The organism is Pseudomonas sp. Marseille-Q1929 (assembly GCF_017316265.1).
Classification (GTDB): Bacteria; Pseudomonadota; Gammaproteobacteria; order Pseudomonadales; family Pseudomonadaceae; genus Aquipseudomonas.
The window spans coordinates 1-18,618 of record NZ_JAFLWU010000002.1 but is presented as its reverse complement, the minus strand read 5'-3'; the positions used below and the strand labels follow the sequence as shown (position 1 = coordinate 18,618).

The following is an 18,618-nucleotide window of genomic DNA, read 5'->3' as shown; positions in this document are numbered from 1 at the left end:
CCGTCAAATCAGAAAAAACTCAACCCCACGTGGAACAACTTCTCCACATCGCGGATATGTTTTTTATCCACCAGGAACAGGATTACATGGTCGCCGGTCTCGATCACCGTGTCGTCGTGGGCAATGATCACCTCTTCATCGCGAATAATCGCGCCGATGGTGGTGCCCGGCGGCAAGCCGATATCGCGGATGGCCTTGCCGATCACCTTGCTGGATTTGGCGTCACCATGGGCAATCGCCTCGATGGCTTCCGCCGCGCCCCGGCGCAGGGAGTGCACGCTGACGATGTCGCCACGGCGCACGTGGGCGAGCAAGGTGCCGATGGTGGCCAGCTGCGGGCTGATGGCGATGTCGATATCGCCGCCCTGAATCAGGTCAACGTAGGCCGGGTTGTTGATGATGGTCATCACCTTCTTCGCCCCCAGCCGCTTGGCCAGCAACGACGACATGATGTTGGCCTCGTCGTCGTTGGTCAGGGCCAGGAAGATGTCGGCGTCGGCGATGTTTTCTTCCATCAACAGGTCGCGGTCCGAGGCACTGCCTTGCAGTACGACGGTGCTGTCGAGGGTGTCGGACAAATGCCGGCAGCGTGCCGGGTTCATCTCGATGATCTTCACCTGGTAGCGGCTTTCGATGGCCTCGGCCAGGCGCTCACCAATCTGCCCGCCACCGGCGATGACGATGCGCTTGTAGCTCTCGTCGAGCCGACGCATTTCACTCATGACCGCGCGAATGTTCGCCTTGGCGGCGATGAAAAATACTTCGTCATCCGCTTCGATCACCGTATCGCCCTGGGGCAGGATCGGCCGGTCCCGGCGGAAGATGGCCGCCACGCGGGTTTCCACATTCGGCATGTGTTCACGCAGCTGGCGCAGTTGCTGGCCCACCAACGGCCCGCCGTAGTAAGCCTTTACGGCGACCAGTTGCGCCTTGCCCTCGGCGAAGTCGATCACCTGCAAGGCGCCGGGGATTTCGATCAGGCGCTTGATGTAGTGGGTCACCACCTGTTCCGGGCTGATCAGCACGTCCACCGGGATCGCGTCGTTGTCGAACAGGCCGGCGCGGGTCAGGTAGGCGGCTTCGCGCACGCGGGCGATCTTGGTCGGGGTGTGGAACAGGGTGTGGGCGACCTGGCACGCGACCATGTTGGTCTCGTCGCTGTTGGTCACGGCCACCAGCATGTCGGCGTCGTCGGCACCGGCCTGGCGCAGCACCGTGGGGAACGAAGCGCGGCCTTGCACGGTGCGGATGTCGAGGCGGTCGCCGAGGTTACGCAGGCGCTCGCTGTCGGTGTCGACCACGGTGATGTCGTTGGCTTCGCTGGCCAAATGTTCGGCCAGCGTGCCGCCGACCTGCCCTGCCCCAAGGATGATGATTTTCATCCGGTCACTCCCTTAAACCCGTTTCAGCCGCGCGCGGCGGCGATCTTGATCAGTTTGGCGTAGTAGAAGCCGTCGTGTCCGCCTTCTTGCGCGAGCAATTGGCGGCCATGGGGCTGCTTGATGCCGGCCGAGGTCGCGAGGTCCAGCTCCCGTGCGCCGCTGGTGCGGGCGAGGAAGGCTTCGATCACTTCGGTATTTTCCGTCGGCAAGGTCGAGCACGTGGCGTAAAGCAGGATGCCGCCGACTTCCAGGGTTGGCCACATCGCGTCGAGCAGTTCGCCTTGCAGCACGGCCAGGGCGGCGATGTCGTCGGGTTGGCGGGTGAGCTTGATGTCCGGGTGGCGGCGGATCACGCCGGTGGCGGAGCATGGCGCGTCGAGCAGGATGCGCTGGAATGGCTTGCCGTCCCACCAGGTGGCGGTGTCGCGGCCGTCAGCGGCAATCAGCTCGGCGCTGAGGCCCAGGCGGGCGAGGTTCTCGCGCACGCGCACCAGGCGCTTGGCTTCCAGATCGACGGCGACTACACCGGCGAGGTCTTTTTCCACCTCCAGGATGTGACACGTCTTACCGCCCGGTGCACAGCAGGCGTCGAGCACACGCTGGCCGGGTGCCAGGTCGAGCAGGTCGGCAGCCAGTTGTGCGGCTTCGTCCTGCACGCTGATCCAGCCTTCGGCAAAGCCCGGCAGGCTGCGCACATCGGTGGCGGCTTCGAGCACGATGCCGTCAACGCTGTATACGCACGGCGCGGCGTTGATACCGGCGGCAGTGAGCAATTGCAGGTAGGCGTCACGGCTGTGATGGCGACGGTTGACCCGCAGGATCATCGGCGGGTGCGCATTGTTCGCCGCGCAAATGGCTTCCCATTGCTCAGGCCAGAAGGCTTTCAGGGATTTTTGCAGCCAGCGCGGGTGGGCGGTGCGCACCACCGGGTCATGTTCCAGCTCGGCCAGCAGTGCTTCGCTTTCACGCTGGGCACGGCGCAGCACGGCGTTGAGCAGGGCCTTGGCCCAGGGCTTTTTCAGCTTGTCGGCGCAACCGACCGTCTCGCCGATGGCGGCGTGGGCCGGTACGCGGGTGTAGAGCAATTGATAGAGGCCGACCAGCAGCAACGCTTCTACATCCGCGTCCGCCGCCTTGAACGGCTTTTGCAGCAACTTGGCCGCCAGCGCCGACAAGCGCGGCTGCCAGCGGGCGGTGCCGAAGGCCAGGTCCTGGGTAAAACCCCGGTCGCGGTCTTCGACCTTGTCCATCTGCGTGGGCAGCGAACTGTTCAGCGACGCCTTGCCATTGAGGACGGCGGCGAGAGCCTTGGCGGCAGCCAGACGTGGGTTCATTGCGCGACCACCCCGAGAACCGTGCCGACGGCAAATTTCTCACGACGGCTGTTGAACAAATCGCTGAAATTCAGCGCCTTGCCACCGGGCAATTGCAGACGGGTCAGGCACAGCGCCTGTTCACCGCAGGCGACCAGCAGGCCGTCCTTGCTGGCGCCGATGATTTCACCGGGGGCGCCGTTGCCCTCGGCCAAGGTCGCGGCCAGCACTTTCAGGGCTTCGCCGTTGAGGGTGCTGTGGCAGATCGGCCACGGGTTGAACGCACGCACCAGGCGCTCCAGCTCCACGGCCGGGCGGCTCCAGTCGATGCGCGCTTCGTCTTTGTTCAGTTTGTGAGCGTAGGTGGCCAGGCTGTCGTCCTGCACTTCGCCTTCCAGGGTGCCCGCCGCGAGACCGGCGATGGCCTGGAGCACGGCCGGCGGGCCCAGCTCGGCGAGGCGATCGTGCAGGCTGCCGCCGGTGTCCTGGGCGGTGATCGGGGTGGTGACTTTGAGCAGCATCGGGCCGGTATCCAGGCCCAACTCCATGCGCATCACGGTCACGCCGCTTTCGCTATCACCCGCTTCGACGGCGCGCTGGATCGGCGCCGCACCGCGCCAGCGTGGCAGCAGGGAGGCGTGGCTGTTGATGCAGCCCAGGCGTGGGATATCCAGCACCACTTGCGGCAGGATCAAGCCATAGGCCACCACCACCAGCAGGTCCGGTTGCAGCGCAGCCAGTTCGGCCTGGGCCTCGGCGTTGCGCAGGGTCGGCGGTTGCAGCACGGGAATATTGTGTTCCAGCGCCAACTGCTTGACCGGGCTCGGCATCAGTTTTTGCCCGCGACCGGCCGGGCGATCCGGCTGGGTGTACACCGCGACGATGTCATAAGGGCTGGCGAGCAGCGCCTTGAGGTGTTCGGCGGCAAATTCGGGTGTACCGGCAAAAACAATGCGCAGTGGCTCGGTCATGGGAGGTCTCGGTTAAAAACAGTCACAAAAGAAAAAGGCTTGCCGCAGCAAGCCTTTGGAAGACGGGCATCAAGCTTGCTGGCGATGCTTTTTTTCCAGCTTCTTCTTGATCCGGTCACGCTTGAGCGTGGACAGGTAATCGACAAACAGCTTGCCGTTGAGGTGGTCGCATTCGTGCTGGATGCACACCGCCAGCAGGCCTTCGGCAATCAGCTCGAACGGCTTGCCGTCGCGGTCCAGGGCCTTGATCTTCACGCGCAGCGGGCGCTCGACGTTCTCGTAGAACTCCGGCACCGACAGGCAGCCTTCCTGGTACTCGCCCATCTCGTCGGTCAGCGGTTCGAACTCTGGGTTGATGTACACCATCGGCTCGCTGCGATCTTCCGACAGGTCCATGACCACGACACGCTGATGCACGTTGACCTGGGTCGCGGCGAGGCCGATGCCCGGGGCTTCATACATTGTTTCAAACATGTCATCGACCAACTGACGAACCTTGTCGTCCACTACGGCCACCGGTTTGGCGACAGTGCGCAGGCGCGAGTCGGGGAATTCGAGGATGTTCAAAATAGCCATAAGCGTAATTGCTGCACATGTGAGGTAAAGGCAAATCGGCGTTGGGATGGACCCAAACGACCGGTGTGAAACCCTTAAAAGCCGCGAAGGCCAAGGCATTTCACGCGAACGCACATAATAAAGGAGATTCACCCCATGAGGAAATCGCTGCTCGTCTTACTGTTGTGGGCCCCGTTCGCCATGGCGCTGCTGCCATCGCCTGGCCAGCGTCTGGATCAACCGATGCAACAAGCCATCCAGCGTTTTTTATTGCATAACCGCCTGCTTGATGCCCTTCAAGACCTGGACAACGCGCCCTACATCGTCGCGGCGGACGCCGGTCGGGTGCTGGGCGCGACGGGTGAGCAGGTGCATGCGCGGGGCGTCCTGGACTCTTCCCAGCCGATCTACGGAATATTCCGGCGCGGCAAGGTCTACACCGATCCACAGACCCACGAACTGCTGGGTATCAACGCCGATGACATCGGCACCGCGCGCTTTGTGACGGCGGGCGACCTTTCCACCCTGGCCGTGCAGCGGATGACCCAAGAGGTACGCCCCGGCGATCGTTTGCTCCGCGCCCAGTCGCCCGTAGATCTGACGCGCCTGGAGGTGTCGGAGCCTGCGACCTTCATTGAAGGAAAAATCATCGACATCCCCAGAGGCGTTACCCAGATCGGCGTGCTGGATGCCGTGACCCTGAATAAAGGCCGGCGCGATGGCCTGATCGAAGGGCAACGGTTGGCAGTGATCAAAACCGGAGCCAGCGTACGCGACCCTCTCACCGGCGCACCGTTGAAACTTCCCGATGAGCGCGCGGGCACTCTGCTGGTGTTTCGCACCTACGAAAAGCTCAGTTACGGCCTTGTCCTCAGTGCCTCACGCCCCCTGGCGGTCATGGACCGTTTCGAGACTGCCCATCAAACACAATAAATAGCCTGCTAAATAAGTTACCAACAGAGTTATCCACAGCTTATTCCGGTCAAGGATGATCAGATGTATCCGACAAACAGCCATGAAATATCCCCAGCAGAACTGGAAGCACGACTACGCTTGCACAGGCTGCCGGAACTAGGTCCCAAGCGTTTTCGCTTGTTGATCGAAGCATTCGGTAATGCGTCAAAAGCCATCAGTGCCCCCGCCAGTGCCTGGCGTTCCCTCGGGTTGCCAGCCATCAGCGCGGATGCCCGGCGCAGCCACGAGGTGCGCGATGGCGCCAGCGCTGCATTGGCCTGGCTGGCGCGCCCGGCCCAGCATTTGTTGATGTGGGACCAGCCTGAGTACCCCGCGTTGCTCGCCCAGATCGACGACGCGCCGCCCTTGTTATTCGTCGCCGGCGACCCGGGGATCCTGGAAAAACCGCAACTGGCGGTGGTCGGCAGTCGCCGTGCTTCACGCCCTGGCATGGACACCGCTGCCGCGTTTTCGCGCAGTTTGGCGGGCGCTGGTTTTGTCATCACCAGCGGCCTTGCGCTGGGGATTGATGGCGCGGCGCATCAGGCGGCATTGGATGTCGGGGGGCAGACAATCGGCGTACTCGGCACCGGCCTCGAAAATTTTTATCCACAGCGCCACAAGCGGCTCGCGGCGGCGATGATTGAGCAAGGCAGCGCCGTGGTTTCCGAGTTCCCGCTGGACACCGGGCCCCAGGCCGGCAACTTTCCCCGGCGCAACCGGATCATCAGCGGCCTGTCCCTCGGCGTGCTGGTGGTGGAAGCCAGCATGGCCAGCGGTTCGCTGATCACCGCGAAGCTCGCTGCCGAGCAAGGCCGCGAGGTGTATGCGATCCCGGGCTCCATTCACCATCCCGGCGCCAAGGGCTGTCACCAACTGATCCGCGAGGGTGCGGTGCTGGTGGAAACCATCGAGCACATCCTGGAAGGCTTGCGCGGCTGGCAGGCGTTGTCGCGCCCGGCACCGGTGCCAGTCACCCATCCGTTGGTGGCGCTGCTGCACGCGGCGCCCCACACCAGCGAAGCCCTGGCGACTGCCAGCGGGCGGCCGTTGTCCCAGGTGCTGGCGACCCTCACCGAGCTGGAGCTGGAAGGCCGCGTGACCTGTGAAAGCGGGCGCTGGCTCGCGCGCTGCTAGGTTTTGTAACAGAGATCGGTAAACTGCCCAGAGCTTTGGTCTGGAGAGTAAACAATGGTCAACAGGTGGCGTGTACTGGAAGCCGCACGAGAAATTCGCGCAGGTGCGGTGATTGCCTACCCAACCGAGGCGGTGTGGGGTTTGGGCTGCGACCCTTGGAATGAAGAAGCGGTGGACCGCTTGCTGGCGATCAAGAACCGCTCGGTGGACAAGGGCTTGATCGTGGTCGCGGATAGCATTCACCAGTTCGACTTTTTGTTCGAAGACTTCCCGCAAGACTGGATCGACCGCATGGCCAGCACCTGGCCGGGGCCGAACACCTGGTTGGTGCCCCACCAGGGTTTGCTGCCGGAGTGGGTCACCGGTGTGCACGACACGGTGGCGTTGCGGGTCAGTGATCACCCGTTGGTGCGGGATTTGTGTGCAGAAGTTGGGCCGTTGATTTCCACGTCGGCCAACCCGCAGGGCCGCCCGGCGGCGCGCACGCGGATTCGCGTGGAGCAGTATTTCCGTGGCCAGGTGGACCTGGTGTTGGGTGGCGCCCTGGGTGGGCGCAAGAACCCGAGCCTGATTCGCGATTTGGCCACGGGTAAGGTGATGCGCCCCTCTTGAGACCGAGGTGCGGCCATCGCGGGCAAGCCCGCTCCCACAGGTTGATCGGGTTCCAACTGGAGAGACTCGGTCAAATGTGGGAGCGGGCTTGCCCGCGATGAGGCCCTTGAATCAGTAGAGTCCTGAAGCCTTACGGCAACAAAATCGTCGACCCCGTCGTGCGCCGCCCCGACAACTCCGTCTGCGCCTTCGCCGCATCCGCCAGCGCATACCGCTGGTTGATATCGATGCGCACCTTGCCGCTCTTGATCATCGAGAACAGATCATCCGCCATCGCCTGCAAGTTCTGCGGGTTGTTGGCGTAGGTGGCCAAGGTCGGCCGGGTCACGTACAGCGAACCTTTCGCCGACAAAATCCCCAGGTTCACCCCATCCACGGCGCCCGACGCATTGCCGAAACTCACCACCAGCCCGCGCGGTGCCACGCTGTCCAGCGAGGTCAGCCACGTGTCCTTGCCGACGCCGTCGTACACCACCGGCACCTTTTTACCGTCGGTCAATTCCAGCACGCGCTGTGCGACGTTTTCCTTGCTGTAGTCGATGGTTTCCCAGGCGCCGAGGGATTTGGCCAGGGCGGCTTTTTCCGGCGAGCTGACCGTACCGATCAGCTTCACGCCCAAGGCCTTGGCCCACTGGCAGGCCAGGGAACCCACGCCACCGGCAGCGGCGTGGAACAGGATGGTTTCGCCACCCTTCAACTCATAGGTCTGGCGCAGCAGGTATTGCACGGTCAGGCCCTTGAGCATGGCACCAGCCGCTTGTTCGAAGCTGATCTCGTCCGGCAGGTGCACCAGGTTGGCGGCCGGCAGTACATGCAGTTCGCTGTACGCGCCCAGCGGCCCGCTGCCGTAGGCCACGCGGTCGCCGACCTTGAACTGGGTGACTTCGCTGCCGACGGCATCGACCAAGCCGGCACCTTCCGCACCCAACCCCGATGGCAACGCAGGCGGTGCGTACAAACCGCTGCGGAAATAGGTGTCGATAAAGTTCAGGCCAATCGCCTGGTTACGTACGCGAACCTGTTGTGGGCCTGGTTCCGCTGGCGTGTAGTCCACATACTCAAGCACGTCGGGACCGCCATGGGCGCTGAACTGGATACGTTTTGCCATCTGCCTTCTCCTCTGGTCGAATTCGCGTAGTCGGCTATCGAACTCCTAAGCTTGATCTTCGTCAACTGCGGCGCAACGGGGTGCGGTGGTATCCTGTGCGCCCATTTGCCGCCGACGCCCAATGGCCTCGCGTAGCTTTGCCCGATTCAAGGTGATGCCATGACTACCCGCACCGAGGCTGTAAAGGCCTACCTGCTTGACCTGCAAGACCGCATTTGCAGCGCCCTGGAAACCTTCGAGACGGACACTCGCTTTATCGAAGACGCCTGGACCCGGCCTGCCGGCGGCGGCGGTCGTACCCGTGTGATTGCAGACGGTGCGGTGATCGAAAAAGGCGGCGTTAACTTTTCCCACGTGTTTGGTAGCGGTCTTCCTCCGTCCGCCAGTGCCCATCGCCCGGAACTGGCTGGCCGTGGTTTCGAAGCCCTGGGCGTGTCGCTGGTGATTCATCCGCACAACCCTCACGTGCCGACGTCCCACGCCAATGTGCGCTTTTTCATCGCCGAAAAAGAAGGCGAAGAGCCGGTGTGGTGGTTTGGCGGCGGCTTCGACCTCACGCCCTACTACGCCAACGAAGAAGACTGCATTCATTGGCACCGCGTCGCCGAGCAGGCCTGTGCGCCGTTCGGTCCGGACGTGTACTCGCGTTACAAAGCCTGGTGCGACACCTACTTCCACATCAAGCACCGCAATGAACCGCGTGGCATCGGCGGTTTGTTCTTCGACGACTTGAACGAGTGGGACTTCGACACCTGCTTCGCCTTCATACGTGCCATCGGCGACGCCTACATCGACGCCTACCTGCCGATCGTGCAGCGCCGCAAGGCCACTGCCTACACCGAGCAACAGCGTGAATTCCAGGAATTCCGCCGTGGCCGCTACGTTGAGTTCAACCTGGTCTACGACCGTGGCACCCTGTTTGGCCTGCAATCGGGTGGGCGTACCGAGTCGATCCTGATGTCGCTGCCGCCGCAAGTGCGCTGGAGCTACGACTGGAAAGCCGAGGCCGGCAGCGAAGAGGCGCGCCTTACCGACTACTTCCTGCAAGACCGTGACTGGCTCGGCCTTGCCGCGCCAGAGGCGGCGGTCTGATGGACCGTTATGTGGTGTTCGGCAACCCCATCGGCCACAGCAAGTCGCCGCTGATCCACCGGATGTTCGCCGAGCAGACCGGCGAACAACTGGACTACAGCACCTTGCTTGCACCGCTGGAGGATTTCACCGGCTGTGCCCGTGAGTTTTTTCAGCACGGTCGTGGCGCCAACGTCACCGTGCCGTTCAAGGAAGACGCCTACCGCCTGGCCAACAACCTCACTGAACGGGCCCAACGTGCTGGTGCGGTGAACACCCTGAGCAAGCTCGCCGATGGCAGCCTGCTGGGTGACAACACCGACGGCGCCGGCCTGGTGCGCGACCTCACGGTCAACGCCGGGGTGAGCCTGCAAGGCAAACGCATCCTGCTGCTGGGCGCTGGCGGCGCGGTACGTGGCGCGCTGGAGCCGTTGCTGGCCGAGCGGCCAGCCTCGCTGGTCATTGCCAACCGCACCGTGGAAAAAGCCGAAATGCTCGCCGAGCTGTTTGACGACCTGGGCCCGGTGTCTGCCAGCGGTTTCGACTGGCTGCGTGAGCCGGTGGACGTGATCATCAATGCCACGTCCGCGAGCCTGTCAGGCGATGTACCGCCGATTGCCGGCAGCCTGATCGAGCCGGGCAAGACGTTTTGCTACGACATGATGTACGGCAAGGAGCCGACGGCGTTTTGCCGCTGGGCGACGGCGCAAGGTGCCGCCGTGGCGATGGATGGCTTGGGGATGTTGGTGGAGCAGGCGGCGGAGGCGTTTTTCCTGTGGCGCGGTGTGCGCCCGGATTCGGCGCCGGTGCTGGCCGAACTGCGTCGCCAGTTGGCTTAACTCCAACCCAAGTGGGCATAGTCAATGTGGGAGCTGGCTTGCCTGCGATAACGGTGTATCAGTGCCAGATAGGCAAGCTGACACACCGTTATCGCAGGCAAGCCAGCTCCCACAGTTTTGACCGTATTCAGTCTTCGAAGTGGATGGGGCACCTGTCGGTCCCTTCCAGTTTCTTCAATTCCTCCACAACCTGCGGCCTGGCCCGGCGCAACGTCAAGCTCCGCCCCACCCCCCGCAACCTTCGCGCCTCCTGGTGCAACATCTCCACCCCGGAATAGTCGATAAAGTTGATCTGCTGCGCCTCGATCACCACCCGCTCGCCCTGTAACCGTTGCAGGCGTACTTGCAGGTAATGGCTGGCGCCAAAAAAGATCGAGCCGCCGACCCGCAATACATCTTCATCACCATCGCGCCACTGCTGTACCCGCGGCTGCGACGTGCGCTTGAGGTAGAAAAACAACGAGGCCAGCACCCCCGCATAAATCGCCGTTTGCAGCTCCAGCAACAAGGTCGCGACGCAGGTCAGGCCCATCACCACAAACTCGGCGCGGCTCACGCGAAACAGGGCGCGAATGCCTCGGTGATCCACCAGCCCCCAGCAAATCAGGAGGATGCTCGCGGCCATGCTCGGGATCGGGATATGGGCGATCAATGCCGCGCCAAACAGCGCAAACAGCGCCACCCACAGGGCCGAGAACACCCCGGCGAGGGGCGAGCACGCACCGGCTTCATAGCTGAGCCCGGAGCGGGTAAAGGAACCGGCTGACAAGTACCCGGAGAAAAATCCGCCGACGATATTGGATAAGCCCTGCGCACGGACTTCCTGGTTGGCATCGAGCAATTGTTGCGAACGGGCCGACAGCGAGCGGGCAATCGACAGGCTGGTCACCAGCCCCAGCATGCCCACCGCCACGGCGCTGGGCAGCAGGCGCAGGAGCATGTCCAGGTCCATCGGCAACGGGCTGAACGGCGGCAGCTTGCCCACGAACGAACTGACCCGCGTCACATGCCCGAACATCGCCGGCCACAGCCACGCCACCAGGCTGCCAAGCACCAAGGCAATCAGCAGCGTCGGCCAACGTGGCAGCAGGTATTTGAGCAGCGCGCCCACTATCAACGTGCCGAGCCCGAGAGCAAGGGAGGCGTGGTCCCACTCGCCGCTGTGATCCACCAGCGCCAGCAGACTCTTGATCGCCGTGGCCTGGCTCGGGAGATCCAGCCCCAGCAGGTTGGGCAACTGCCCCAGGGCAATCACCACGGCGGCACCCAGGGTGAAGCCCAGCACCACCGAATGGGAGACGAAATTCACCAGCGCGCCGAAGCGCAGCATGCCCAGCAACCACTGGAAAACCCCGGCGAGGAAGGTCAGTAACAGGATCAATGTGATGTAGTCCTGCGACCCCGGCACGGCCAATGGGCTGACGCTGGCGTAGAGCACGATGGAGATTGCCGCCGTGGGGCCGCAGATCAGGTGCCAGGACGAACCCCACAGGCACGCGATCAACACCGGAATGATGGCGGCATACAGCCCGTATTCTGGAGGGAGGCCGGCGATCAGTGCGTAGGCAATCGACTGCGGCAGGGCCAGCACTGCGCCGCTGAGGCCGACGATGGCATCCCGGCCGACACTGGCGCGGGTTTGGCGCGGCAGCCAGCGCAGGAAGGGGAGGAGGGTGTGGCGGGTGGGCCGGGGCATCGCAGACTCGGGTAGAAAGGTTTGACTCAGGGTATCAGCACACACAGGCCCCTGTGGGAGCTGGCTTGCCTGCGATGCAGACACCGCGGTACTTCAGGTACACACAGGTGATGCTATCGCAGGCAAGCCAGCTCCCACACAAGCCAGTTCCCACAAAGGTCTTAGAGTTTTGCTTTAACTGCGGACAACGCATCCTTGCCATCCACGGTCTTCACCCCCTCCAACCACTTATCCAACACCGCCGGATTCGCCTTGATCCACGCCTTCGCCGCCTCGGCATTGCTGACCTTGTTGTTGGCCACCTCGGCCATGATGCTGTTCTCCATCTCCTGGGTGAAACTCAGGTTGGTCAGTAGTTTCCCGACGTTCGGGCAGGCTTGTGCGTACCCCTTGCGCGTCAGGGTGTACACGCTGCCGGTGTCACCGAAGTACTTCTCGCCGCCCTTGAGGTAGTGCATTTTCAACTGCACGTTCATCGGGTGCGGCGTCCAGCCGAGGAAGGTGACAAAGCGCTGTTTCTTCACCGCCCGCGACACTTCGGCGAGCATCGCCTGTTCGCTGGACTCGATCAGCTTCCACTGGCCGAGGTCGAAGTCGTTCTTCTTGATGATCTCCTGCAACGAGATGTTCGCTGGCGCACCGGAGCCGATGCCGTAGATCTTCTTGTCGAACTTGTCGGCAAATTTGTTCAGGTCGGCAAAGTCATGCACCCCGGCGTCCCACACATAGTCCGGCACGGCGAGGGTGAATTCGGTGCCGTCGAGGTTTTTCGCCAACTGCACCACATCGCCATTGGCGACGAACTTGTCGTAGAAGCCCTGCTGCGCCGGCATCCAGTTGCCGAGGAACACATCCACCTGGCCATCCTTGAGCCCGCCAAAGGTGATCGGCACCGCCAGGGTATCGACCTTGGGTTTGTAGCCCATGCCCGTCAGCAGAAAACCGGTGATGGCATTGGTGGCGGCGATGTCGCTCCAGCCTGGATCGGCCATTTTCACCGTCTCACAACTTGTGTCCGCGTACACATTGGCGCTGCCGAGCGCCAACATGCCCAGTATCACAGTCAACTTTTGCATGGCCTTCCCTCAGTCTTATTGGTTTTGGCAGGGTTGTGGATAACGTGCCTTGCGCTCCAGGTCGTCGAGGTCGATATGGTTGCGCATGTATTGCTGACTGGCGTCCACCAGTGGCTGGTGATCCCAGCTCTTCAGCTTGCCCTGGGTCAGTGCTTCAAACACCAGGCGACGGCGGCGTTGGCTGGCGAGCACCTGTTGGTGGATCGCCGGGATGTCCCATTTGGCCCGCGCTTCCTTCAAAAACGCCTCGAACAGCGGCCGGTGTTCCGGTGACTGGCTGAGGTTTTCCCGCTCGTGCGGGTCATTGTGTACATCGAACAGTAGGCAAGGATCGTCTTCGCTGTAGATGAATTTGTAGGCGCCCCGGCGAATCATCATCAGCGGGCTGATGGTGCCTTCGGCCATGTATTCGCCAAACACTTCATCGTGCCCGCCCTGCCCTTGCAAGTGTGGGACCAGCGAGCGGCCGTCCAGTGGCAGGCGCGGGTCGAGCGTGCCGCCGGCCAGTTCCACCAAGGTTGGCAACAGGTCGGCGGTGGACACGGCCTGGCTGACACGCCCCGAGGCAAATTGCCCCGGCGCACTCACCAGCAGCGGCACACGGGCGGCCATTTCAAACCAGTGCATTTTGTACCAGAGGCCGCGCTCGCCGAGCATGTCGCCGTGGTCACCGGAGAAAATGATGATGGTGTCGTCGGCCAGGCCGGTGTCTTCCAGGGTTTGCAGGAGTTTTCCGACATTGCTGTCGATGTAACTGCACGCGCCGAAGTAGGCCCGGCGCGCATCGCGGATCTTATCCACAGGCAGCGGCTTGTCCCACAGGTCGTAGACCTTGAGCAGGCGCTGGGAATGCGGGTCGAGATCGGCTTGCGCTGGCGTCGTAGGCAATGGGATATCGGCGTCGTCGTACAGGTCCCAGAACGGCTTGGGAATCGTGTACGGGTCATGGGGATGGGTCATCGACACGGTCAGGCAGAACGGCTGGTCGCCGTCCTCGCGGATGTGATCGAACAGGTACTGCTGGGCCTTGAACACCACTTCTTCGTCGAAATCCAGTTGGTTGGTGCGCACGCACGGGCCGGCTTGCAGCACCGACGACATGTTGTGAAACCAACTGGGGCGCACGTCCGGTTCATCCCAGTTCACCGCCCAGCCGTAGTCGGCGGGGTAGATGTCGCTGGTCAGGCGTTCTTCATAGCCGTGCAATTGGTCGGGGCCGCAGAAATGCATCTTGCCCGACAGCGCCGTGCGGTAGCCGAGGCGACGCAAGTAGTGGGCATAGGTCGGCACATCGGCGGGGAAATCGGCGGCGTTGTCGTAGGCGCCGATCTTGCTCGGCAACTGCCCGCTGACCAGGGTAAAACGCGACGGCGCGCACAACGGGCTGTTGCAATAGGCGGCGTCGAACACCACGCCCTGGGCGGCGAGGCGGCTCAGATTGGGCAACTTGATCGGCGAAGAACCGTAGAACGGCAACAGCGGCGCGGCCATTTGATCGGCCATGATGAAAAGAATGTTCTTGCGCTTCATGGGTTGTCGGCATTCCATAGGCGGTGTTTATGCGAATGAGCATGCAGCCCATGCAAATTGGGGTAAAGCCCATGAAAAGCAATGTCTAGGATAAGCACAGCTTATGTATGAAGCCCTTGGTGACGTATCCCTCGACCTGTTGCGCGCCTTTGAAGCGGCCGCGCGACACCGTAGCTTTACCGCCGCCGCGATGGAGTTGGGCACCACCCAGCCAGCCATCAGCCAGCAGATCAAGCGTCTGGAGGAACAGTTGGCGATCCGCCTGTTTGATCGCATCTATCGCGGCATCGAGTTGACCGACGCCGGCGCGTTGCTGTTCGACCATGTGCAGGGCGGCTTGCAGAGCATCAACGCCGGCCTGAGTGCTATCACCCAGCAGGACCAGCACGAAGTGCTGCAAGTGGCCACCGACTTTGCCTTCGCCGCCTATTGGCTGATGCCGCGCCTGCACCGCTTCCACCAGGCCAACCCGCAAGTCGATGTGAGCCTGGTGACCAGCGAGCGCAACCACGCCACCCTGCGTAGCGATATCGATGTTGCAGTGTTGTTTGGCGACGGGCGCTTCAAGCAAGGCGAGAGCCTGTGGCTGTTCAACGAGGAAGTGTTCCCGGTGTGCAGCCCGCAGTGGCTGAAAGAGCAGGTCACGCCACTGACGCTACGTAATTTGCATGATTTCCCCCTGCTGCACCTGCGCCAGGAAAACAACAGCCAATGGTTCGACTGGAGCGGCGTATTCCGCGAACTGGGCATCAGTGCCGCGCCCACGCCCGGCCAACTGCGCTTCGACAACTACACCTTGCTGATCCAAGCGGCGATTGCCGGCCAGGGCGTGGCCATTGGCTGGCGCCATCTGGTGGACAACCTGCTGGAGCAGAACTGGTTGTGCCGGCCGGTCAGCGACACAGTGATTTCGCGGTTTGGCTATTACGTGGTGCAACCCCAGCGCAAACGCCGGGGCCAGTTGGTGGAGCGCTTTGTCGAGTGGCTGCTGGCCGAGCAAGCCAGCAGTGCGCAGTCGTTGACCGGGCTGGCCCTGCCGTCGATTGCGGTCTAGGATTTGCCGCTTACTGGATCCGGAGTCCGTCATGCAACGTATCAAGGGCTACCACGCCCATATCTACTTCGACGCGAGCACTATCGAACAAGCGCGCACCTTGTGCGAAGACGCCGCCAAACTGTTCCCGCTGCGCATGGGCCGTGTCCACGAAAAACCCGTCGGCCCGCACCCGGATTGGAGCTGCCAACTGGCGTTCGATCCCGAGTACATCGGCGTGGTGCTGCCGTGGTTGGTGATCCATCGCAACGGGCTGGTGGTGTTCCTGCACCCCGATACCGGCGATGACCTGAAGGATCACACCGACTACGCGGTCTGGATGGGGGCGATGCGGGAACTGAACTTGTCAGCTTTTTCTTAGATGTAATCCCTAAATATGGGATTGATATTTATATATTGAGACTTCCGCTCGCGTAGGTTTATATTCCTGCATCCGCTCAGAACTCAGGTGAAGCGATGCAGGCGCAATTGATCGCGCTCGATTGGGGGACCAGCTCCCTTCGTGCTTACAAACTCGGCCCGGCAGGCGTCGTGCTGGAACACCGCGCGCTGGCGTGCGGGATCATGCATTTGCCCAGCGAACCCCGGGACATTGCCGGCGTGCGTTGCAGCAATGGCTTCGAACTGGCTTTCGACGCGGCCTGCGGCGATTGGCTCGACGCCCAGCCCGGCCTGCCGGTGATTGCCTGCGGCATGGTCGGCAGCGCCCAGGGCTGGAGCGAAGCGGCCTACCGCCATACGCCGGTGGATGTCGCCCGCCTGGGCCAGGCGCTGCATCGTGTGCGCAGCTTGCGCGGTGTGGATGTACATATCGTGCCCGGCGTGATCGAGCAGGCCGGTTTGCCCAATGTGATGCGCGGCGAAGAAACCCAGGTGTTGGGCGTGCTGCAAGGCCTCGGTGCCGAGGTGTTGATCGGCCTGCCGGGTAGCCATTCCAAGTGGGTCGAGGTGGTCGATGGCTGCATTACCCACTTCGATACTTTCATGACCGGCGAAGTCTTCGCGGTACTGAGCAAGCACAGCATCCTCGGGCGCACCCAACTGCCGACCGAACATTTCCAGGCCGAGGCCTTTGACCGTGGCGTGCAGGTGGCGCTCTCGCAAGACGGCCAGCGTGGCGTACTGTCCACCCTGTTCAGCGCGCGCACCCTTGGCCTGACCGGCGAACTCGCCCCTGAGCAGCAGCCGGATTACCTTTCCGGATTGCTGATTGGTCATGAACTCGCCGGCTTGCCGACACGCGCCAGGCAGCAGCCGATCATCCTGGTCGGCGCCGCCGCCCTCTGCACCCGCTACCAACGCGCCCTCGCCCTCTGCGGCTTCGCCCACGTCAGCCTGGCGCCGGAGGCCAGCGAACGTGGCCTGTGGCAATTGGCCGTGGCCGCCGGGCTCACTCAACCTGCATCGGAGGCCTGACATGCTCAAGCACGCACTCGCACAAAACGGTTTGATCGCCATCCTGCGCGGTATCCGCCCGGACGAAGCCCAGGCCGTCGGCCAGGTGTTGTATGAGGCCGGGTTTCGCGTGATCGAAGTGCCGCTCAACTCGCCGGACCCGTACACCAGCATCCGCACCCTGCGCGACAGTCTGCCCGCCGATTGCCTGATCGGCGCGGGCACGGTGTTGACGCCGGAGCAGGTTGAGCAGGTCAAGGCGGCCGGTGGCCAGGTGATCGTCATGCCCCACAGCGACGCCAAGGTGCTGCGCGCAGCGAAAGCGGCGGGGCTGTTTTTGTCGCCGGGCGTTGCCACGCCCACCGAAGCCTTCGCTGCTCTGGCTGAAGGTGCTGACGTATTGAAGCTGTTTCCCGCCGAGCAAATGGGCCCGGCGGTGATCAAGGCGTGGCTGGCGGTCTTGCCGGCGGGCACGTTGCTGCTGCCGGTGGGCGGCATCACCCCGGACAACATGCAGGTGTTTGTCGACGCCGGCGCCAAGGGGTTCGGGCTGGGTTCCGGGTTGTTCAAACCGGGCATGACAGTGGATCAGGTTGCGAGCCGTGCCCAGGCTTACGTCGCCGCCTGGAAAGCCCTGAGCTGAGATCAAGTTTCGCGCCCACAGGCGCTGCATCTATAAGAGAGATAACAGATGAAAATCACCAAACTGACGACTTTTATCGTCCCACCGCGCTGGTGCTTCCTGAAGGTCGAGACCGACCAGGGCGTAACCGGCTGGGGCGAACCCGTGGTCGAAGGCCGTGCTCACACCGTTGCGGCTGCCGTTGAAGAACTGTCCGACTACCTGATCGGCAAAGACCCACGAAATATCGAAGACATCTGGACCGTACTCTATCGCGGCGGCTTCTACCGCGGCGGCGCCGTGCACATGAGCGCTCTCGCCGGCATCGACCAGGCGTTGTGGGATATCAAGGGCAAGGCCCTCGGCGTGTCGGTCAGCGATCTGCTCGGCGGCCAGGTGCGCGACAAGATCCGCGTGTATTCGTGGATCGGCGGCGACCGCCCGGCCGACACTGCCCGTGCCGCCAAAGAGGCCGTGGCCCGTGGTTTCACTGCGGTGAAGATGAACGGCACGGAAGAGTTGCAGTTCGTCGACAGCTTCGAAAAGGTCGACCTGGCCCTGGCCAACGTCGCTGCCGTGCGTGACGCGGTGGGCCCGAACGTCGGCATCGGCGTGGACTTCCATGGCCGGGTGCACAAGCCCATGGCCAAGGTGCTGATGAAAGAGCTGGACCCTTACAAACTGATGTTTATCGAAGAACCAGTGCTCAGCGAAAACTACGAAGCGCTCAAAGAGCTGGCCCCGCTGACCAGCACGCCGATTGCCCTCGGCGAGCGCCTGTTCTCGCGCTGGGACTTCAAGCGCGTGCTCAGTGAAGGCTACGTTGACATCATCCAGCCCGATGCTTCCCACGCGGGTGGCATCACCGAAACCCGCAAGATCGCCAACATGGCCGAAGCCTACGACGTGGCCCTCGCCCTGCACTGCCCGCTGGGCCCGATTGCCCTGGCGGCATGCCTGCAACTGGACGCGGTTTGCTACAACGCGTTTATCCAGGAGCAAAGCCTGGGCATTCACTACAACGAGAGCAACGACCTGCTCGACTATGTGAAAGACCCGGGCGTGTTCGACTACGACCAAGGCTTTGTGAAGATCCCCAACGGGCCGGGCCTGGGTATCGAGATCAACGAGGAATACGTGATCGAACGCGCGGCCATCGGCCACCGCTGGCGCAACCCGATCTGGCGCCATGCCGACGGCAGCTTTGCCGAGTGGTGATGCCTGACTGAAGGAACACGGTCAAAAATGTGGGAGCTGGCTTGCCTGCGATACCGGTGGGTCAGCTTGCATCTTTGCCACTGAT

The 18,618-nt window shown here is 62.7% G+C and carries 18 protein-coding genes; 10 read left to right on the top strand and 8 right to left on the bottom strand.

Annotated features, from left to right (window positions below; translation table 11 throughout):
* Positions 1 to 8: 8 nt before the first annotated feature.
* The 4 genes from trkA to def form a co-directional block, all read right to left on the bottom strand.
* Positions 9 to 1,382, bottom strand: coding sequence for a Trk system potassium transporter TrkA (gene trkA, locus J1G37_RS03580; protein ID WP_017736256.1), 1,374 nt, complete (start codon positions 1,380 to 1,382; stop codon positions 9 to 11).
* A gap of 23 nt (positions 1,383 to 1,405) precedes the next feature.
* Positions 1,406 to 2,716 (bottom strand): 16S rRNA (cytosine(967)-C(5))-methyltransferase RsmB, encoded by a 1,311-nt coding sequence (rsmB, locus tag J1G37_RS03575; RefSeq protein WP_207040227.1) that lies wholly within the window; start codon positions 2,714 to 2,716, stop codon positions 1,406 to 1,408.
* Positions 2,713 to 3,666: a methionyl-tRNA formyltransferase gene (fmt, locus tag J1G37_RS03570; RefSeq protein ID WP_017736258.1), complete on the bottom strand. Its 954-nt coding sequence runs from the start codon at positions 3,664 to 3,666 to the stop codon at positions 2,713 to 2,715. The genes rsmB and fmt overlap by 4 nt, the downstream gene beginning before the upstream one ends.
* A 69-nt stretch (positions 3,667 to 3,735) precedes the next feature.
* Positions 3,736 to 4,242 carry a peptide deformylase gene (def, locus tag J1G37_RS03565; RefSeq protein WP_207040226.1) on the bottom strand — a complete coding sequence of 169 codons (507 nt, stop codon included), beginning with the start codon at positions 4,240 to 4,242 and terminating at the stop codon, positions 3,736 to 3,738.
* A gap of 135 nt (positions 4,243 to 4,377) precedes the next feature.
* Between def and J1G37_RS03560 the strand changes: the two genes are divergently transcribed.
* The 3 genes from J1G37_RS03560 (at position 4,378) to J1G37_RS03550 (ending at position 6,924) form a co-directional block, all read left to right on the top strand.
* Positions 4,378 to 5,154 (top strand): peptidoglycan-binding protein, encoded by a 777-nt coding sequence (locus J1G37_RS03560; RefSeq protein ID WP_207040225.1) that lies wholly within the window; start codon positions 4,378 to 4,380, stop codon positions 5,152 to 5,154.
* A 63-nt stretch (positions 5,155 to 5,217) separates the two neighbouring features.
* Positions 5,218 to 6,312, top strand: a complete 1,095-nt coding sequence (dprA, locus tag J1G37_RS03555) for a DNA-processing protein DprA (RefSeq protein WP_207040224.1) — start codon at positions 5,218 to 5,220, stop codon at positions 6,310 to 6,312.
* Positions 6,313 to 6,366: 54 nt separating this feature from the next.
* Entirely contained in the window at positions 6,367 to 6,924 is a 558-nt protein-coding gene (locus J1G37_RS03550; protein WP_017736262.1) for an L-threonylcarbamoyladenylate synthase, read from the top strand.
* Positions 6,925 to 7,054: 130 nt separating this feature from the next.
* On the opposite strand, the gene J1G37_RS03545 is transcribed toward J1G37_RS03550, so the two are convergent.
* Entirely contained in the window at positions 7,055 to 8,032 is a 978-nt protein-coding gene (locus J1G37_RS03545; protein WP_124527040.1) for an NADPH:quinone reductase, read from the bottom strand.
* 159 nt (positions 8,033 to 8,191) lie between these two features.
* Here J1G37_RS03545 and hemF point away from each other — a divergent pair, with 159 nt between their 5' ends.
* Together hemF and aroE are read left to right on the top strand one after the other, a co-directional pair.
* Positions 8,192 to 9,124 carry an oxygen-dependent coproporphyrinogen oxidase gene (gene hemF / locus J1G37_RS03540; protein WP_207040223.1) on the top strand — a complete coding sequence of 311 codons (933 nt, stop codon included), beginning with the start codon at positions 8,192 to 8,194 and terminating at the stop codon, positions 9,122 to 9,124.
* Positions 9,124 to 9,942: a shikimate dehydrogenase gene (gene aroE, locus J1G37_RS03535; RefSeq protein WP_207040222.1), complete on the top strand. Its 819-nt coding sequence runs from the start codon at positions 9,124 to 9,126 to the stop codon at positions 9,940 to 9,942. Before hemF ends, aroE begins: the two co-directional genes overlap by 1 nt.
* Positions 9,943 to 10,069: 127 nt before the next feature.
* Here aroE and J1G37_RS03530 read toward each other — a convergent pair whose 3' ends face one another.
* From J1G37_RS03530 to betC, 3 genes are all read right to left on the bottom strand, one after another.
* Positions 10,070 to 11,638 (bottom strand): SulP family inorganic anion transporter, encoded by a 1,569-nt coding sequence (locus J1G37_RS03530; RefSeq protein WP_207040221.1) that lies wholly within the window; start codon positions 11,636 to 11,638, stop codon positions 10,070 to 10,072.
* A gap of 161 nt (positions 11,639 to 11,799) precedes the next feature.
* Complete coding sequence (choX, locus tag J1G37_RS03525; protein WP_207040220.1) at positions 11,800 to 12,714, bottom strand: choline ABC transporter substrate-binding protein; 915 nt, start codon at positions 12,712 to 12,714, stop codon at positions 11,800 to 11,802.
* 15 nt (positions 12,715 to 12,729) lie between these two features.
* Positions 12,730 to 14,244, bottom strand: a complete 1,515-nt coding sequence (gene betC, locus J1G37_RS03520; protein WP_207040219.1) for a choline-sulfatase — start codon at positions 14,242 to 14,244, stop codon at positions 12,730 to 12,732.
* A 103-nt stretch (positions 14,245 to 14,347) separates the two neighbouring features.
* Here betC and J1G37_RS03515 point away from each other — a divergent pair, with 103 nt between their 5' ends.
* The 5 genes from J1G37_RS03515 (at position 14,348) to dgoD (ending at position 18,533) form a co-directional block, all read left to right on the top strand.
* On the top strand, positions 14,348 to 15,298 hold the full coding sequence (locus J1G37_RS03515) for a LysR family transcriptional regulator (RefSeq protein ID WP_207040218.1): 951 nt from the start codon (positions 14,348 to 14,350) through the stop codon (positions 15,296 to 15,298).
* A 31-nt stretch (positions 15,299 to 15,329) separates the two neighbouring features.
* Positions 15,330 to 15,659, top strand: a complete 330-nt coding sequence (locus J1G37_RS03510) for a DOPA 4,5-dioxygenase family protein (RefSeq protein WP_017734738.1) — start codon at positions 15,330 to 15,332, stop codon at positions 15,657 to 15,659.
* A 95-nt stretch (positions 15,660 to 15,754) separates the two neighbouring features.
* Positions 15,755 to 16,714 (top strand): 2-dehydro-3-deoxygalactonokinase, encoded by a 960-nt coding sequence (locus J1G37_RS03505; protein ID WP_207040217.1) that lies wholly within the window; start codon positions 15,755 to 15,757, stop codon positions 16,712 to 16,714.
* Between the two features lies 1 nt (position 16,715).
* Positions 16,716 to 17,336: a 2-dehydro-3-deoxy-6-phosphogalactonate aldolase gene (locus J1G37_RS03500; protein ID WP_207040216.1), complete on the top strand. Its 621-nt coding sequence runs from the start codon at positions 16,716 to 16,718 to the stop codon at positions 17,334 to 17,336.
* A 48-nt stretch (positions 17,337 to 17,384) separates the two neighbouring features.
* A complete protein-coding gene (dgoD, locus tag J1G37_RS03495) occupies positions 17,385 to 18,533 on the top strand; it encodes a galactonate dehydratase (protein WP_017734735.1) in 1,149 nt (382 codons plus the stop codon).
* Positions 18,534 to 18,618: the final 85 nt, after the last annotated feature.

What these genes read in the sequence shown, in the direction of transcription:
- trkA (WP_017736256.1), bottom strand. Translation starts at nt 1,382, where the DNA reads ATGAAAATCATCATCCTTGGGGCAGGGCAGGTCGGCGGCACGCTGGCC.
- rsmB (WP_207040227.1), bottom strand. Translation starts at nt 2,716, where the DNA reads ATGAACCCACGTCTGGCTGCCGCCAAGGCTCTCGCCGCCGTCCTCAAT.
- fmt (WP_017736258.1), bottom strand. Translation starts at nt 3,666, where the DNA reads ATGACCGAGCCACTGCGCATTGTTTTTGCCGGTACACCCGAATTTGCC.
- def (WP_207040226.1), bottom strand. Translation starts at nt 4,242, where the DNA reads ATGGCTATTTTGAACATCCTCGAATTCCCCGACTCGCGCCTGCGCACT.
- J1G37_RS03560 (WP_207040225.1), top strand. Translation starts at nt 4,378, where the DNA reads ATGAGGAAATCGCTGCTCGTCTTACTGTTGTGGGCCCCGTTCGCCATG.
- dprA (WP_207040224.1), top strand. Translation starts at nt 5,218, where the DNA reads ATGTATCCGACAAACAGCCATGAAATATCCCCAGCAGAACTGGAAGCA.
- J1G37_RS03550 (WP_017736262.1), top strand. Translation starts at nt 6,367, where the DNA reads ATGGTCAACAGGTGGCGTGTACTGGAAGCCGCACGAGAAATTCGCGCA.
- J1G37_RS03545 (WP_124527040.1), bottom strand. Translation starts at nt 8,032, where the DNA reads ATGGCAAAACGTATCCAGTTCAGCGCCCATGGCGGTCCCGACGTGCTT.
- hemF (WP_207040223.1), top strand. Translation starts at nt 8,192, where the DNA reads ATGACTACCCGCACCGAGGCTGTAAAGGCCTACCTGCTTGACCTGCAA.
- aroE (WP_207040222.1), top strand. Translation starts at nt 9,124, where the DNA reads ATGGACCGTTATGTGGTGTTCGGCAACCCCATCGGCCACAGCAAGTCG.
- J1G37_RS03530 (WP_207040221.1), bottom strand. Translation starts at nt 11,638, where the DNA reads ATGCCCCGGCCCACCCGCCACACCCTCCTCCCCTTCCTGCGCTGGCTG.
- choX (WP_207040220.1), bottom strand. Translation starts at nt 12,714, where the DNA reads ATGCAAAAGTTGACTGTGATACTGGGCATGTTGGCGCTCGGCAGCGCC.
- betC (WP_207040219.1), bottom strand. Translation starts at nt 14,244, where the DNA reads ATGAAGCGCAAGAACATTCTTTTCATCATGGCCGATCAAATGGCCGCG.
- J1G37_RS03515 (WP_207040218.1), top strand. Translation starts at nt 14,348, where the DNA reads ATGTATGAAGCCCTTGGTGACGTATCCCTCGACCTGTTGCGCGCCTTT.
- J1G37_RS03510 (WP_017734738.1), top strand. Translation starts at nt 15,330, where the DNA reads ATGCAACGTATCAAGGGCTACCACGCCCATATCTACTTCGACGCGAGC.
- J1G37_RS03505 (WP_207040217.1), top strand. Translation starts at nt 15,755, where the DNA reads ATGCAGGCGCAATTGATCGCGCTCGATTGGGGGACCAGCTCCCTTCGT.
- J1G37_RS03500 (WP_207040216.1), top strand. Translation starts at nt 16,716, where the DNA reads ATGCTCAAGCACGCACTCGCACAAAACGGTTTGATCGCCATCCTGCGC.
- dgoD (WP_017734735.1), top strand. Translation starts at nt 17,385, where the DNA reads ATGAAAATCACCAAACTGACGACTTTTATCGTCCCACCGCGCTGGTGC.